Source organism: Yoonia maritima (assembly GCF_003003285.1).
Taxonomy (GTDB): Bacteria; Pseudomonadota; Alphaproteobacteria; order Rhodobacterales; family Rhodobacteraceae; genus Yoonia; species Yoonia maritima.
This window is the reverse complement of record NZ_PVTP01000009.1, coordinates 157,650-172,797: the sequence shown is the minus strand read 5'-3', so window position 1 is coordinate 172,797 and position 15,148 is coordinate 157,650. Positions and strand designations below refer to the sequence as shown.

At 51.8% G+C, this 15,148-nt stretch carries 14 protein-coding genes; 8 read left to right on the top strand and 6 right to left on the bottom strand.

The window, feature by feature from the left end:
- Nucleotides 1-171 precede the first annotated feature (171 nt).
- A complete protein-coding gene (locus CLV80_RS13635) occupies nucleotides 172-2,286 on the bottom strand; it encodes a dynamin family protein (RefSeq protein ID WP_165793384.1) in 2,115 nt (704 codons plus the stop codon).
- Between the two features lie 388 nt (nucleotides 2,287-2,674).
- The gene (locus tag CLV80_RS13630) at nucleotides 2,675-3,700 is read right to left on the bottom strand and encodes a LacI family DNA-binding transcriptional regulator (protein ID WP_106358481.1); all 1,026 of its coding nucleotides are present in this window, start codon (nucleotides 3,698-3,700) and stop codon (nucleotides 2,675-2,677) included.
- Between the two features lie 179 nt (nucleotides 3,701-3,879).
- Between CLV80_RS13630 and CLV80_RS13625 the strand changes: the two genes are divergently transcribed.
- From CLV80_RS13625 to CLV80_RS13615, 3 genes are all read left to right on the top strand, one after another.
- Complete coding sequence (locus CLV80_RS13625; RefSeq protein ID WP_106358480.1) at nucleotides 3,880-5,409, top strand: sugar ABC transporter ATP-binding protein; 1,530 nt, start codon at nucleotides 3,880-3,882, stop codon at nucleotides 5,407-5,409.
- The gene (locus tag CLV80_RS13620; protein ID WP_106358479.1) at nucleotides 5,402-6,412 is read left to right on the top strand and encodes an ABC transporter permease; all 1,011 of its coding nucleotides are present in this window, start codon (nucleotides 5,402-5,404) and stop codon (nucleotides 6,410-6,412) included. The genes CLV80_RS13625 and CLV80_RS13620 overlap by 8 nt, the downstream gene beginning before the upstream one ends.
- A 96-nt stretch (nucleotides 6,413-6,508) precedes the next feature.
- Nucleotides 6,509-7,465, top strand: coding sequence for a substrate-binding domain-containing protein (locus CLV80_RS13615; protein ID WP_106358478.1), 957 nt, complete (start codon nucleotides 6,509-6,511; stop codon nucleotides 7,463-7,465).
- 55 nt (nucleotides 7,466-7,520) lie between these two features.
- Here the strand turns inward: CLV80_RS13615 and CLV80_RS13610 are convergent, their stop codons facing one another.
- Entirely contained in the window at nucleotides 7,521-8,156 is a 636-nt protein-coding gene (locus CLV80_RS13610; RefSeq protein WP_106358477.1) for a ChrR family anti-sigma-E factor, read from the bottom strand.
- A 1-nt stretch (nucleotide 8,157) separates the two neighbouring features.
- A complete protein-coding gene (locus tag CLV80_RS13605) occupies nucleotides 8,158-8,673 on the bottom strand; it encodes a sigma-70 family RNA polymerase sigma factor (protein WP_243394570.1) in 516 nt (171 codons plus the stop codon).
- Between the two features lie 213 nt (nucleotides 8,674-8,886).
- Here CLV80_RS13605 and CLV80_RS13600 point away from each other — a divergent pair, with 213 nt between their 5' ends.
- The 5 genes from CLV80_RS13600 to CLV80_RS13580 are packed head-to-tail and all read left to right on the top strand — an operon-like array spanning nucleotide 8,887 to nucleotide 13,244.
- Complete coding sequence (locus tag CLV80_RS13600) at nucleotides 8,887-10,167, top strand: NAD(P)/FAD-dependent oxidoreductase (protein WP_106358475.1); 1,281 nt, start codon at nucleotides 8,887-8,889, stop codon at nucleotides 10,165-10,167.
- Nucleotides 10,164-10,919 (top strand): DUF1365 domain-containing protein, encoded by a 756-nt coding sequence (locus CLV80_RS13595; RefSeq protein WP_106358474.1) that lies wholly within the window; start codon nucleotides 10,164-10,166, stop codon nucleotides 10,917-10,919. Before CLV80_RS13600 ends, CLV80_RS13595 begins: the two co-directional genes overlap by 4 nt.
- A complete protein-coding gene (locus tag CLV80_RS13590) occupies nucleotides 10,919-12,076 on the top strand; it encodes an SAM-dependent methyltransferase (protein WP_106358473.1) in 1,158 nt (385 codons plus the stop codon). Before CLV80_RS13595 ends, CLV80_RS13590 begins: the two co-directional genes overlap by 1 nt.
- Entirely contained in the window at nucleotides 12,069-12,800 is a 732-nt protein-coding gene (locus CLV80_RS13585) for an SDR family NAD(P)-dependent oxidoreductase (protein ID WP_106358472.1), read from the top strand. The genes CLV80_RS13590 and CLV80_RS13585 overlap by 8 nt, the downstream gene beginning before the upstream one ends.
- A gap of 45 nt (nucleotides 12,801-12,845) precedes the next feature.
- A complete protein-coding gene (locus tag CLV80_RS13580) occupies nucleotides 12,846-13,244 on the top strand; it encodes a DUF2177 family protein (protein WP_106358471.1) in 399 nt (132 codons plus the stop codon).
- A 49-nt stretch (nucleotides 13,245-13,293) separates the two neighbouring features.
- On the opposite strand, the gene CLV80_RS13575 is transcribed toward CLV80_RS13580, so the two are convergent.
- The gene (locus CLV80_RS13575; RefSeq protein ID WP_106358470.1) at nucleotides 13,294-14,349 is read right to left on the bottom strand and encodes an ABC transporter ATP-binding protein; all 1,056 of its coding nucleotides are present in this window, start codon (nucleotides 14,347-14,349) and stop codon (nucleotides 13,294-13,296) included.
- Nucleotides 14,350-14,359: 10 nt separating this feature from the next.
- Nucleotides 14,360-15,148 carry an IclR family transcriptional regulator gene (locus tag CLV80_RS13570; protein WP_106358469.1) on the bottom strand — a complete coding sequence of 263 codons (789 nt, stop codon included), beginning with the start codon at nucleotides 15,146-15,148 and terminating at the stop codon, nucleotides 14,360-14,362.

Below are 15,148 nucleotides of genomic sequence, written 5' to 3'. Positions count from 1 at the left end.
GCCAGCAGAGGTATTCTGCGAAAAGATGTTGGAGGAATTGCGATGACACTCCTACCCTGACACCAACAAGAGTCGCGGTTCAGGTATCGTGCACATCTACATTCGCCATATTATTTCCCTTCTTGGTTCATCAATGACAATCTGTTCTGTGAGTGGTGTCGCGTTATCTATTTAGCTCGCTTTTTCGCGGCTGGCGTTTTCACCTGCAATCGCGGTCGCCAGCCCTAAGCGGTCTAAAGTCGTGGTCAGCTCTGCTATGATCTCCGTTAACTTCGTTATCCGTAGCTTTATCTTCTCCTCCATACCGAGCGCTTGCAGCGCCTCGTCACGCTTTTGCTGATCATTCAACATCGCAATCGTACGAAGCCCATGAATATGTTCTTCGAAAAATCCGTCGATCAGCATGTTATTTTCAGACATAAAGTCTGCAACATTCGCGGTTTGAATTTCTTCCAGCGTCTGCCGCTGTTCTGCCGCCACAAGTTGCCGAAGTTTACGGATATAAGACGGGCGTTTCGCCCTTTTTGAAAGCCATCCGCGCAACCAATTCGACGTAATATCCAGAGGCATTGTCCGCATTAAACAGGCCGGATTCTTAAGACTGTGTGTCTCAAGTGGTTCCACCGTAATGAGCTGCACCGAATTCCCTAATGCACTGTTATATAGGCTTTGCACCTGCTGGACCGCATCCGCCAAAATCGCGTCGACCCTAGGCGGTGTTTCACGTCCAAAATCAGAATAGGTCGCAATAAGTGATCGCCTCAAACTTTCTATTTGCGGCGTCCATCCGTCCGCGCTTTTCGTGTTAGAAAGTTGCAATTCCAGCGCCGCCTGCTCGCGGTCGTAAAATGCTTGATACGCGTTGGACATCTTGTTGATCATCGCATTCGATGCCGCCTCAGTTTCCGCTGCTACAGATCGCGTTACTTCGTCTTGCATTATCTCAAGTCGGGCAATTGCAGCATCCATGTCAAAGCTGGGCGGTGTGACCCAGTTCGTCTCATCAACCTGCTGCAGGAAGACTTTCGAAGTCCGCGCAATATCAAGGGAGCGGCGTGTAATGCCTGACATGTGCGGGAAAGCGATATCGCTGATGCTTTTTTCTTCAACTAGTTTGCGTAGCTCAAACAGCCCAGACAAGTCGCTCGTTTTAGACATAGTGTGGGACAACGTACCGATAGGATTAGCAGCGCTATCGACGCCTTGCTGATCAGCCAAACGTTTCGTGGCAAGATCAGCTAAACAATCAATTGAAGCGGCCCCAATACTGTCGGACATCCCAAAAACTGCCATCTCAGCCCAAGCTGCGCTACCAAAAATAATTGGTATATCTGGTGACAATTCCTCGGCACGCAAAACGTCGCGAATGAAGTTATCAATTTCCGGTATCTGCTCGGTTGGATTGTCCAATTCATCAATACGGTTAACAAAAAAGACTATACTGCTCTTTTTCATGGATCGGATCGTGCGCAATAGTGCGACGTCGACTGTGCTGAACGACTGCTGTGCACTTAGAACCAACACGCAAATATCTGTCTCAGTTAAGCTATCGAGAGTAATCGTCTCTCGCATCAGGAACGGGTCATTTACGCCGGGTGTGTCATGGATAATTGTTGGAACCCGATAGCTTGCGCTATCGATGTAAATATCCGCTGATTTAGTCACATCAGCATACCGGCCATCGGGTAGTGTCCCATTCCCCTCATCGCCCAAACATACATACTTACGAAGCATCTCGGATGAGAACCCAACAAAGCTATGTTTCCCGCCCATAAGCAACGCAAAATTATGACCTAAACGGAGCTCGGTTCGTTGTTGCATCTCGCGTATCTGCACGTGCATTTCATCCATTTCGTCATCAAAACCACTGCGGCTAGCGGTTTCACCTAGGGTACCTCCAACCTCAACCATGTTCAGCCATTCTTGGGTCGTGAAGAAATTGAACACCGCCGCTTTGCCGGCTGGCTTTGGCGTATTGATATGGACTGATGTCACAACCGAGGTCCAAGGGTTAACATCGGATGGTAGCATTTCAGGCTTGCCTATCAACGCATTTGCAAGCGCAGTTTTACCTGCTTTCACTTGACCAATAAGCGACACATCTATCGACAGATTGTCCAGTTCTTCAATCAAAGCCAGAACTCGATCATGCGACAGTAACGCGACGGCTTCCCTTAGGCGCCCAAGCAAATGACCTAGGACTTCACGATTGTAATTGAAGTGTAATTTGCCAAGATCATCACCTTGGCGTAACACCGTGTCGGCGTTTAGGTTCTCATCAGACAAACAAGCCTTCAACAGGCTTTCAGCCCTTCGCTCCGTATCATCAGACGTTATGTTGGAACGCACAGACTTACCTCACTGATCCCGTGCCGATTTGAACAGACGCCTTGGCTGTCAGCTGTCGTTCAACCTATCACAATTCCATTCACACACAGCTTTCTCTTTAAGGCAATAATTTTCTCTAGTTTAGCGTGTATTTAATTATCTTTAAAAGCCCTTGGGTTGACGGATGGAGCAAGCGCTCTATTTCCTCGCCAGAAGTTACACTTTGAATTGTGTGACCCATTTGATGGTCAAGGCTGTTAAAGCTAATCTAAATGCAATTGCGCATAAAATTAGCAAATGACCAAAAGCAAAATGTGCGTTCATCCGCAAAGACTTCCAGCTTGTTTTACGTTTTCGGCGCCGAGCACGAACTTCTTACAATAAGATCGCCATGTAGTTCTTTGCCTTCCGTCGGAGCGTTAGGTTGTGCAAGCCGATCCAGCAGCGCGGTCATCGCATGTTCACCGATTTGGCTGCGCGGTTGCCGGATGGTCGTAAGTGCAGGTGTGATGTTGCTTGCAAAAGGAATGTCATCAAATCCGACGACCGACATATCGCCAGGCACATCATACCCGCGATCCTGAAGCGCACCGATCACACCAATTGCAGTGTTGTCATTAAAGCAAAAGAACGCAGTTGGCAGGGTATCCCTAATGAACAGCCGTTCAACGGCCGCACGGCCACCCAAACTGGTTCCATCACCATCAATCTTCCAAATCGACATTGGTTCTGATGATTGGCTAAGCGCGTCACAGTACCCTTGGAGGCGACGCTCAGACAGTACGTTACCCTTAGGGCCAGCGACATAAACGATCCTTTTATGGCCCAACGACATCAAATATTCGGTCGCAATCCGTGCAGCTGCCCGGTCATCGGTGCAGACATAGCTAATGTTGTCGTGCTGGACAGGCGTAGCTGCCGCGACCGCTGGCGGGATGAGCGACTTTGATTGTTCGGGCCAACCTGCAACTGGCAAGTGACCGGTTAACAAAATCAGCCCATCTGCGGTTCCGGCGGATAGAAAACGTAGATATTTTTCTTCTAATGCAACATCACCGTCGGTGTTCCCAATAAGCACGCCATAGCCGCGCGCATTAGCCACCTTTTCCAATCCTGTCAGGATCCCTGGGAAATTGGGGTCTGATATGGATTCCGCCAAAACAAGAACCATATGGGATCGCTGGCGGCGTAGATTTTGCGCCATAGCATTGGCGGTGTATCCCGTCCGAGCGATCGCAGCATTCACCTTTTTTCGGGTACTTTCCGCGACCTTTTCAGGTTTTGAAATCGCCCTACTAACGGTCGCGATTGACACTTCGGCCAAACGTGCGACGTCTTCGATTGTTGCAGGTTTTTTGGGGTGATTGTGCACGTGTGATTGTTACCGTTTGCCTCATGCAGGGGTTTGCCTGCGGCTCTGCCACTTCACATTCCCCGTCCAATTATCAACAGAATAGCGAAGTAACCGCCGAATGAAAACCTTTACATAAACCGATGTAAAGGTTTACATGAGATTCGCTGCGGGAGGCAGCAATGGATCGGGGAGGGTCTATGTTGGTCGAAAATCCGATAGCGTCGGATGTGTTGCTTCGTGCGGAGTCGCTTAGCAAATCGTTCGGAACGGTGCCCGTTCTATTCAGTGTTAGCTTTGATTTAAAAGCCGGAGAAGTTCACGCGCTTATCGGCGAGAACGGAGCCGGAAAGTCGACGTTGATGAAAATCATGTCAGGTTTTCATAGCCCAACATCAGGCCGCATATTTTACAACGGCGAAGCTGTTACCTTGCCACCAAACGGTCAGGCCGAGGCGCTGGGAATCGTACTCATCCACCAAGAACTGAATTTGGCCGAACAGATGACCGTGACCGAGAATATCTTTCTTGGTCGAGAGATCGCCAAGAATGGTATTTTAGACAAATCGGCTATGCATAAACGTGTGGTTCAGATTTTGGACAGCGTCGGTTTAGACATTTCGCCAGATACGCGAATTTCACAGTTATCCATTGCCGAAAAACAGATGGTCGAAATCGCCAAAGCGATGAGCCGCAACGCCCGCGTTCTGATCATGGACGAACCAACCGCAGTGCTGACCGAAGCAGAAACCCGTATATTGTTTACTCAGGTTGATCGGCTGCGCAAGCAAGGCGTCGCGATCATGTTTGTCAGCCACAAGTTGCATGAAGTTAGTGAAATTTCCGACCGCGTGACTATCTTGCGCGATGGTCAGTGGATCGCAACCCGCCCGACCAAGGGCCTCGCGCTAGATGAAATGGCGCGGATGATGGTTGGGCGCGAACTTTCCGATCTTTACCCACCAATTGCCGAAACCGACATTGATGCCGATGTGGCGCTAAGGGTCGACGGGTTAAGCACACAGAACATACATAACGTGTCGTTTGAACTGCGGTCCGGTGAAATTTTAGGGTTTTCAGGGCTGGTTGGATCAGGCCGCACCGAAGTGTTCGAGGCCATATGCGGACTGGTGCCAATGCGGAATGGGTCCATCACCACCTTTGGTCAGTCTGGCCGCTTTGCGACGGTTGCACAGGCCCGTAATGCCGGGATTGTTTACCTGACAAAAGACCGCAAAGGTAAAGGGCTGCTACTTCAAGAGGGGATGCAGACGAACCTGACGCTTCTTGCCCTGCCCCAGTTTGCAAAACGCCTGATGCTTAACAAAAAACAAGAAGAGGCAGCACTTGCCCGTGCTGTGCGTCGCTTCGATATCAGGGCGCGTGATCCGAATGTGTTGGCCAAGGACATGTCGGGTGGCAATCAACAAAAGCTACTGCTTGCCAAGGTGATGGAAGCTAACCCAAAGATCGTCATCATTGATGAACCGACCCGCGGGATTGACGTGGGTACCAAACAGCAAATCTATCACTTCATCGCCGCGTTGGCTGCCGAGGGCGTGTCGATTGTCGTGATTTCATCCGAAATGCCCGAAGTCATTGGGATCAGTCACCGTGTGATCGTCATGCGCGATGGTCAAATTGCAGGCACCCTTACCGGTGACGCAATCAATGAAACACAAATTGTACGATACGCCGCAGGGCTGAACGAGGAAAAGATGCATGCCTGACACCGCCCAGACACAACCAGCGTCCAATAAACCAAAGATAGACCTTAAAATGTATGGCCCCGCCATTGCCTTGGCATTGCTATGCATCCTCGGATTTTCATTAAACACCGCGTTTCTAAGCGAAGGAAACATAACGAACCTTCTGACACGTTCTGCATTTATCGGGATTATCGCCGTTGGTGCGACGTTCGTGATCACCGCAGGAGGCATTGATTTGTCGGTCGGCTCCATGGCCGCCGCAATCGCAGGCGTCATGATCATTCTGATGAATTCACTGATAGATGTGCTAGGCACTGGTACGCTGACAGTGGTGATCGGGGCGACAAGTGCGATCATCCTTGGTGCGCTAGCCGGGCTTGCGAATGGCCTACTGACGACCAAAGGTAAGATCGAGGCGTTTATCGTCACGCTTGGCACAATGGGTATCTTCAGATCGCTTGTGACCTATTTCGCAGACGGCGGCACGCTATCGCTTAGCTTTGAAATTCGCGGCACTTATCGACCTGTTTACTACGAAAGCATTCTGGGTGTACCGATCCCGGTTTGGGTGTTCATCATGGTCGCGATATCAGGTTGGTTCCTTATGAACCGCACCACATTCGGACGCTATTGCACAGCCATTGGATCAAACGAACATGTCGCTCAATATTCAGCCATAAACGTCAATAAAATAAAGACATGGACCTATGTGATCCAAGGCCTGTGTGTGGCTCTCGCAACCGTTATATATGTTCCAAGACTGGGCTCTGCGTCGTCATCCACCGGCGTCCTATGGGAGCTAGAAGCAATCGCTGCGGTCATTATCGGCGGCACCGTTCTTAAGGGTGGGTATGGGCGTATCGGCGGCACGATCTTAGGTGCGCTTATCCTAACAACCATCGGGAATATTCTAAATTTCACCGATCTCGTTTCCAACTACCTGAACGGCACAATGCAGGGCCTGATCATCATCGTCGCGGTCTGGCTGCAGCGGGCCGACTGGGGCGGCAAATCTAAAACGTAAATCGTCGCGCGCACCGGGAGAGGAGCCCGATGCGCAATACAGCCTTCAGCAATTTGGTGTGGGCTTCATCAGCAGAAATCTCATGGGAGGGATAAAATGCATTTCGGAAAAACAATTTTCGCAGGTTTGGTCGGTGGCGTCATGGCGGTTGCCAGCGCTGCTTCGGCGCAGGACACGATCAAGATCGGCGTCTCATATCCAACGCCAACACATGCATGGGCGGCTGGTATGAACTGGCACGCAGAACAAGCCGAAGCCAGGCTCGAGGCGCTATATCCAGATATCGACCTAATCCTTATCAACTCACCTGATCCAGCATCCCAAGCCAGCGCATTGGAAGATCTGGTGTCAATTCACGCGATTGATGCACTTGTCGTGTTGCCGTTTGAATCAGAACCTCTGACCGATCCAGTCCTAAACGTAAAAGAAAGCGGCGCGTTGATTACCGTTGTTGATCGCGGCCTAAGCCAGCCGGGCATCGAAGACATTTATGTCGCGGGCAACAATCCTGAACTGGGCCGTGTGTCTGCACAATACATGAAAACTCGCTTAGAATCCGGCGATAATATCGTCATCCTGCGCGGCATCCCTACGGTAATCGATAACGAACGCTTTGATGGCTTTATGGCCGAAATCGAAGGTACTGGGATCAACGTTCTGGATCACAAACATGCGAACTGGAACCGCGATGATGGGTTCGAAGTGATGCAAGATTTTCTGAGCCGCTTTCCTGATATCGACGCTGTTTGGGCCCAAGATGATGACATCGCCATTGGCGTTGTTGCGGCACTTGAACAGGCGGGGCGTACCGGTGACGGCATGTTCGTCGTGGGCGGAGCAGGCATGAAGGAAACCATTCGCGGCATCATGGACGGCAACGAACTGGTACCAGTCGACGTGCTGTACCCACCATCAATGATCGCGACTGCAATGGATGTCACTGTTGCCGCGTTCAAATCGAATGGGCCAGTCGCAGGACGGTATATTCTAGGTGCGACGCTAATCACGCCAGAAAATGCCGAAGCATTCTATTTCCCGGATTCACCTTTCTAAGCATCTAAACGAGAGCGGAACAGAACCTCCGCTCTCGTGTCCACATGCGTCGGGGTTAAATCCGAAACAACGGCTGCAATATACGCGGGACAAGCGATGTAAATCGCAATGGCGCATCAGTCGCAGCAAGACAGATACATGGCAAACCCGCGTCCGCAATCGGCGTATGTTGCAAGTCTTGATCAGCCACCTCAAGGTCGCCAGCACCATAACGCCCCGTTTCGTCGCTAAAACTGCCCTGCAGTACAAGGGTCAATTCTAGCCCATTATGGCTATGATCAGGTACGGCCTGCCCTGGCGGGATATATAGAAGACGTACATTCCCGTCTGCACCACCGGCGATAATGCTTTGCCGGACACCTAACCCTAGTGACTTCCATCGAGGCGGCTTTCCGTTCAAGGCTTCCATCACCGGCCCCGGATAGATACCTGACCGCTTGTGAACAGGCTTGGATATCACGGGTGCGTCAAGCAACGCCATGATATCCGTTTTCAGTGTATCAGACACACCTACTGCCTCGGTCGTTTCCAGTACGACGCCGCCTGCGGCTTGGTGTGCTTCAAATGATGCCCGGCATTCAACGCATAGCGAGATATGTGCAGCGACAACTAACGCATACGGATGCGGCAAATTACCAGCAGCATACGCAGCCAACAGTGCGTCAGGTGTGTGGTATGAGATATCGTTCATCTTAGCGCATGTCCTTCAGCTCGTGCCGCAATCGCTGCAAACCAAGCCGGATTCGAGATTTAATAGTACCCAGTGGTAAGCCCGTCTGAGAGCTGATTTCCTGATGTGTAAGTTCACCCAGATAAGCTTTTTCGATAACCTCACGCTGATCACGCGCGAGCTTCGTAAGCGCACTTTTTAGATGCCCTGCTTCTTGCTCTAACGCGACGATCTGGCTCGCATCCGGTTCTGATTCTGGGTTTTCGTTCAATTCGTCGGGCAGCGGACGCCCTTCTTTTCGGATCATGTCAATCTGACGGTTACGGGCAATTTGATATACCCATGCCGAAACCTGTGCGCGGGCGGGATCGAATTGGCTTGCTTTGCGCCAGACCGTCAACATAACGTCTTGAACGATCTCTTCGGCCTGCCCCGACCCTGTACCTGAACGCATGATGAACCCTTTTAACCGGGGTGCAAAATGGTCAAACAACGATGCGAACGCAGCTTTGTCACGCTGATCGCGTACAGCCAGCATCCATGATGTCTGAGGGGAAATCTTGGGGGACGGTGGCGTCACCTTTGGCACATCCTTCTGAAGCCCTAAAAAAGAGCTTCGGTCGGCTGGTTCTATTTCGAGGCTCACGTGCAACATAACCTCATTACGGGGCTATGTGAAAGTTGGATCATTTTTGATCCAAAATTTCTTCGGTGACGTATTATTTTTAAATCATTGAAGCAGGGACCCAGAATGTCACTCGACGCACTACCAAATCGCGAACAACGCATTGCCGTCATTGGCGGCGGTATTTCTGGCCTATCTGCTGCGTATCTGTTGGCGCCGAACCATTCGGTGACAGTGTTTGAAGCTGCACCACAGCTTGGCGGGCATGCACGGACTGTCGTCGCGGGATGCAACGGTGACCAGCCTGTTGATACCGGGTTCATCGTCTTCAACTACGCAAACTATCCGCACCTCACCCGTATGTTCCAAGATCTTGATGTCCCCGTTGTGAAAAGCGACATGAGCTTTGGCGCTTCAATCAATGACGGACAGATCGAATACGGGCTTCGTGGCTTGGCGTCACTGACCGCCCAACCGCGCAATCTACTGCGCCCCGGATTTTATCGCATGGTCCGCGACATACTCCGCTTCAACAAACAAGCAGAGGCAATGTCCGAGGATTCAAACGCAACAATCGGAGAGTTGATGAATGACTTGCAGTTGGGTGATTGGTTTCAAAGGTTTTACTTAATGCCACTGTGTGGGGCGATTTGGTCTACGCCCCCTGCCGAGATACGTTCGTTCCCCGCACGCGCATTGGTACAATTTTTCCGCAATCACGCTCTGCTAAGCACGTCAGGTCAGCACCAATGGTGGACTGTGGATGGCGGCAGTATCGAATACGTCCGTAGGCTTGAACATCATTTGCGAGGACATGGCGTTGCAATTCAAACGAATACTGCTGTTGAAAGCGTAAGGCGCGACAGCGAAGGCGTCACAGTTCATACCAAAGCGCATCCAGAACAACGTTTCGATCAGGTCATTTTTGCTTGCCACTCGGATCAAGCATTGCGGCTCATTGCCCAACCAACCCCCCAGGAACAATCTGCACTATCTTCCATCAGGTTTCAGGACAATCAAATGTTCTTGCACCGTGACACCGCCCAAATGCCAAAGCGCAAGGCCGTCTGGTCAAGCTGGGTCTACAAAGCCGACACCACAAAGCCAGAGCCCACAATCGGTGTGACCTACTGGATGAACAAGCTGCAAAACATATCCAACGATGACCCGCTGTTTGTTTCACTCAACCCCTCAGAGCCGATCAGCGAACAGATGATCTATGATCAAAAGACCTTCCGCCATCCTGTGTTTGATGCGTCTGCACTTGCTGCTCAGGCGCAGTTAAAAACGATGCAGGGAGAAAACAACACGTGGTTCGCCGGCGCCTATACGCGCCACGGATTTCACGAAGACGGCTTTGCAAGCGCGGCGCGCATTGCCCGTGTTCTAGACAGGCAAATCGCATGACATTTACCCCTGAACATATCGCGGGCGTGACAACCCACACGCGACGCGGGGCAATCCGGCATGGGTTTCGACACGGCGTGGATTTTGTGCTGATCGACCCAGAGTCGTCTTTCACCGGGCCACCGCTATTTTCGCGTAATCGGTTTAACCTAGCGTCTGTACACGACTGCGATCATGGCGGTGCATTACATAAAGGACGCGGCCCACGCTGGGCGCGTGATGTACTTGCGTCTCAAGGCCTCACAGCGTGGAAAACACAATTACTGCTGCTGACACAGCCGCGGTTCTTAGGACATGTGTTCAACCCGGTCAGCTTCTGGCTCGCGCTGCAAAACGATGCACTGGTCGCGGTCATAGCCGAGGTTTCAACCCCATTCGGCGACCGCCATTCGTATCTGTGCCACAAACCCGACTTTGCGCCAATCACTGGTGAGACGCGCATAACAAAACCTAAATCACTTCATGTTTCGCCGTTTCAACAGATTGCTGGCGGGTACGAGTTTGGGTTTGATCTGCGCCATGATCAGATTGCGATCCGCATTATCCATAAAAATGGCGACGAAGGGGTCGTCGCAACGCTGTCCGGCGCACGTCTGCCAATGACAAACACAAGATTGGCGCGTGCCGCACTCCGCCGTCCATTTGGCGGTTTGCGCACAAAGGCTCTCATCTATTGGCAAGCGCTCCGGCTCCGCCTGAAAGGCGCGAAATACCGGAACCGCCCAACACCACCCAACACCGAGGTTACATAATGTTAGTTCTGACAAAACGCATAAAACACGATTTTCTTGATACCTGCGCGCAGATTGAAACTGGTAGCTTGCGCCTGCGCACCCCCGAAGGAGAAGTATTCGATTTCGGCCAAGGAAACCCAGCAGCCGAGATGCAGATTTCAGACTGGTCGGTTGTAACGGCGATTGCGGCACGCGGCGATATCGGGCTTGGCGAAACCTATGTTGCTGGCCTGTGGGACACCCCATCAATCGCGGATTTGGCCGAAGTCGCGCTTAAGAACCTCGATCAATTTAGCGGATACGCTTACGCAGGCTTTTGGCAAACTCTTAAATTTCGGGTCGTAAACCGCTTGATGCGATCAAATTCGTTAAAGGGCTCAGCACGCAACATTCGCGCGCACTATGATGTCGGGAACGAATTCTACCAGCTATGGCTGGACGAAGGCATGACATATTCTTCAGCCATGTTTACTGCTGATGACAAAGACCTTGTTCGTGCGCAAAACCGTAAATACGACCGTATCCTAAACCGACTGAACAACGCCGAACGTGTGCTTGAAATCGGCTGCGGTTGGGGCGGGTTTGCAGAGCGTGCGACCGATACAGGGCGGCATGTTACAGCGCTGACAATTTCCCCCAGTCAAAAGGGCTATGCTGACGCGCGCCTTGATGGGCGTGCCGACATCCGATTGCAAGACTACCGCAAGAGCAGCGGAAAATACGATAGTATCGTCTCAATCGAAATGATCGAAGCCGTCGGAGAAAACTACTGGCCGACATATTTTGCAACAATCAAGGCACGGCTGGCCGAACACGGTAGCGCCATGGTTCAAGCGATTACCGTCCCCGACAGTTACTTTGACACATACCGGCGGAGCTCAGATTATATCCGGCAATACACGTTCCCAGGTGGGATGTTACTTTCAGATGCCGTGATCGCAGATCAGGCAACGAAGGCAGGATTAATCGTGCGTGACAATCACGCATTTGGCGCAGATTATGCCGCAACCTGTACAGCATGGTACGATCGTCTTGACCAAGTATCTGATCGCATCAAACGCCTTGGCTATGATGAAAGTTTCCTAAGGAATTGGCGGTTTTACCTAAATATCTGTGCTGCTTCGTTCAAAACGGGGCAAACTGATGTTGTTCAGGTTGAGCTCACCCATGCCTGAGCTCATTTGGATCATCGGCGCAACTGAAGGGATCGGCGAGGCACTCGCGCGCGCGTGGTCTGCGCGTGGTGCGCGACTAATTCTTTCGGCGCGGTCCACCCAAAAACTGGATCAACTCGTGTCGGAACTTGGCGCGCAGCACATTGCTTTGCCGTTAGACGTTGGTGACAGATCGACAATCGTGGCAGCAGTGGATCAGATATCAAAAATCGGCCCCTTGGATCGCGTAGTCCACCTTGCAGCGCTTTATGATCCGGGAAAAGTGTTAGAAATTGACGCTGAAAAGGCTGCGCAAATTGTCAGCGTCAATCTGACAGGCAGTTTCCACATTGCGCAACTGGCACAACCTTTGCTGAAAGACGGTGGTCAGCTCGCGTTATGTGGATCCGTCGCTGGATATATCGGGCTACCGCAAGGACAAATCTATTCAGCGTCCAAAGCGGGTGTGATCAATCTAGCCCAAACTCTGCGCAGTGAATTATCAGGCGTGGTCGATGTACGCCTGATCAATCCCGGCTTTGTGGATACACGCCTGACACAGCGTAACGATTTCACGATGCCGGCCATGGTCACACCACAAAGTGCTGCGAACGCGATTATTGCAGGGCTTCAATCAAGACGGTTCGAAATCCATTTCCCCCGCCGCCTGACCTACAGCCTAAAGCTTATCAGTATCCTGCCCTACTGGGCATCACTGCCGCTGTTGCGGCGCCTGACCCGTTAATCATTGCCACGATGCTGCGCATCCCAACCAGAAAGAACAAAAATCATGCAGACAATTATTCTTTATCTTTCAACAGCATGCATGTTCTTTGCTGCTGACGCCGTTGGCCTACGTGTTCTCATAAAACCTGTCTTTGAACGGCATATCGATCACCTTTTTGCAGATCCATTTCGCATCGTTCCCGCGGCACTTTTCTATCTTGGTTACGTGGCAGGGGTTCTTTGGTTCGTGTCCGTGCCTGCATTGCGCGCAGGCGATCCAATGGCTGCGCTCATCAATGGTGTGCTGCTAGGGCTGTTAGCCTATGGAACCTATGAGTTCACGAACTACGCGACGCTTCGCGATTGGTCTGTTCAACAGCTTGTCATTGATACCATGTGGGGTGGTCTGTTGACTGGAATATCGGCATGGGTGGGTGTCAGCGTCGTCCGGGCGATTGGTTGACGCAGCAAACAACCGATACTCATGCGAATTGCATGAGTATCGGTACCTTTTACCTCAAACGTAATTCCGTTTGCGCATCAAACAGCATGACATCGTTTGCTTCGAATTCCAGCGTGACGGTTTCGCCTTCTTTCATGCGCTCTAGACCGCGTTCTTCGATGACGATTTTTTCGCCGTTGTTCGTGAGGATGTGGGTGTAGCTGACGCCACCTAATGCTTCGGAGAGTTCGACTTTTTGTGCGCCACCTTTGACTGCCCGGCAGTGTTCGGGGCGGATGCCGACCCAGATGTTGGTGCCTTCAGCCGGAAGGTTCATTGGCACTTCGATTGTCCGGTCGAGCGATGGAATCTGCACCTGGCCATTTGTCACGGTGCCAGAGAGGAAGTTCATTGATGGTGACCCGATAAAGCCAGCAACGAATTTGTTATCTGGGTCACGGTACAGGTCCAGCGGTGCGCCGACCTGTTCGATTTTGCCGGCACGCAGTACGACGATTTTGTCAGCCAATGTCATGGCCTCGACTTGATCGTGTGTCACGTAGATCATCGTCGCGCCGATTTCTTTATGGAGACGGGCAATTTCGACGCGCATTTCAACACGTAGTTCGGCGTCGAGGTTCGACAGTGGTTCGTCGAACAAGAATACTTCGGGGCCGCGCACAATCGCACGGCCAATTGATACCCGCTGCCGCTGACCACCCGAAAGCGCGGCCGGTTTGCGTTTTAGGTAGTCATCCAGTTTTAGAATCCGGCTCGCTTCGGCGACTTTGGCTTCGATTTCAGCCTTGGGGTAGCCGTTCATTTTCAGGCCGAACCCCATGTTTTGCTTGACCGTCATATGCGGATAAAGCGCGTAGGTCTGGAACACCATCGCGACACCACGGTCGGCGGGCTCCATCCGGGTCACGTCACGATCGCCGATTTCAATCTTACCGCTTGTGGTTTCTTCTAACCCGGCGACCATCCGCAGCAGGGTAGACTTACCGCAACCTGATGGGCCGACAAACACGCAGAACTCGCCGTCTTCGATTTCCAGATCGACCCCGTGGATCACCTGTACATCACCGTATTTCTTGATCACATTATTTAGCGTAACACCGGTCATTGGTCTCTCCCTAGGCGATGGATTTGGTTTCGGGGAAACGCCAATTCTGGGTCTCGCGCGCGATTTGATTTGTGGTATCTCGGATCAGTGGGACAAAACTGTCCAGCTTGTCCAAGGACGAGCGCAATGTTGACGACGTGATCGACAACGCCCCCAGCACCCGGCCAGAGTCATTCCGAATCGGTACAGCCACACAGATGATCCCCGGCTCGTGTTCTTCGCGATCGTAGGCGTGCCCGCGTTCACGAATTGCAACAAGTTCAGCACGCAAAGCGGCCTCGTTGGTCAATGTGCCATCGGTAAAACGGTGCCATGATTGCTGGACCAGGACATCCGTCAACTGGTCTTCGGGTAAGTAGGCCATCATTGCTTTGCCGACACCTGTGCAATAGGCCGGGCCGACTTTGCCAGCCTCAGAATACATAGGCAGCGGTTGGGATGCGTTGCGTTTATCCACATAGATCACCTGCGCATGATCTAGCTGCGCAAGGTGCACAGTTTCGCCCGTCTTTTCAGACAGTTTATCCATATATGGCCGTGCGATAGGTGCCAGTGAACTGGTTTTCCAGGCGGCGTGCGCCAAACACACGAGACGTACGCCCAATGTATATGTCCCACTGTCAGGATCATACGACAGCATCCGTTGTTTGGTCAGCGTTTGCAGCAGCCGGTACAGCGTTGCCTTGGGGTAATCGCTGCTGCCTTGCAACTCGCTAAAGCGTACTGGCCGCTCAAAGCCCGCGACCAATTCCAACACCGCGAGCGCCTTGCCTACCGTTCCGTCTGCCTTCGATTGCAT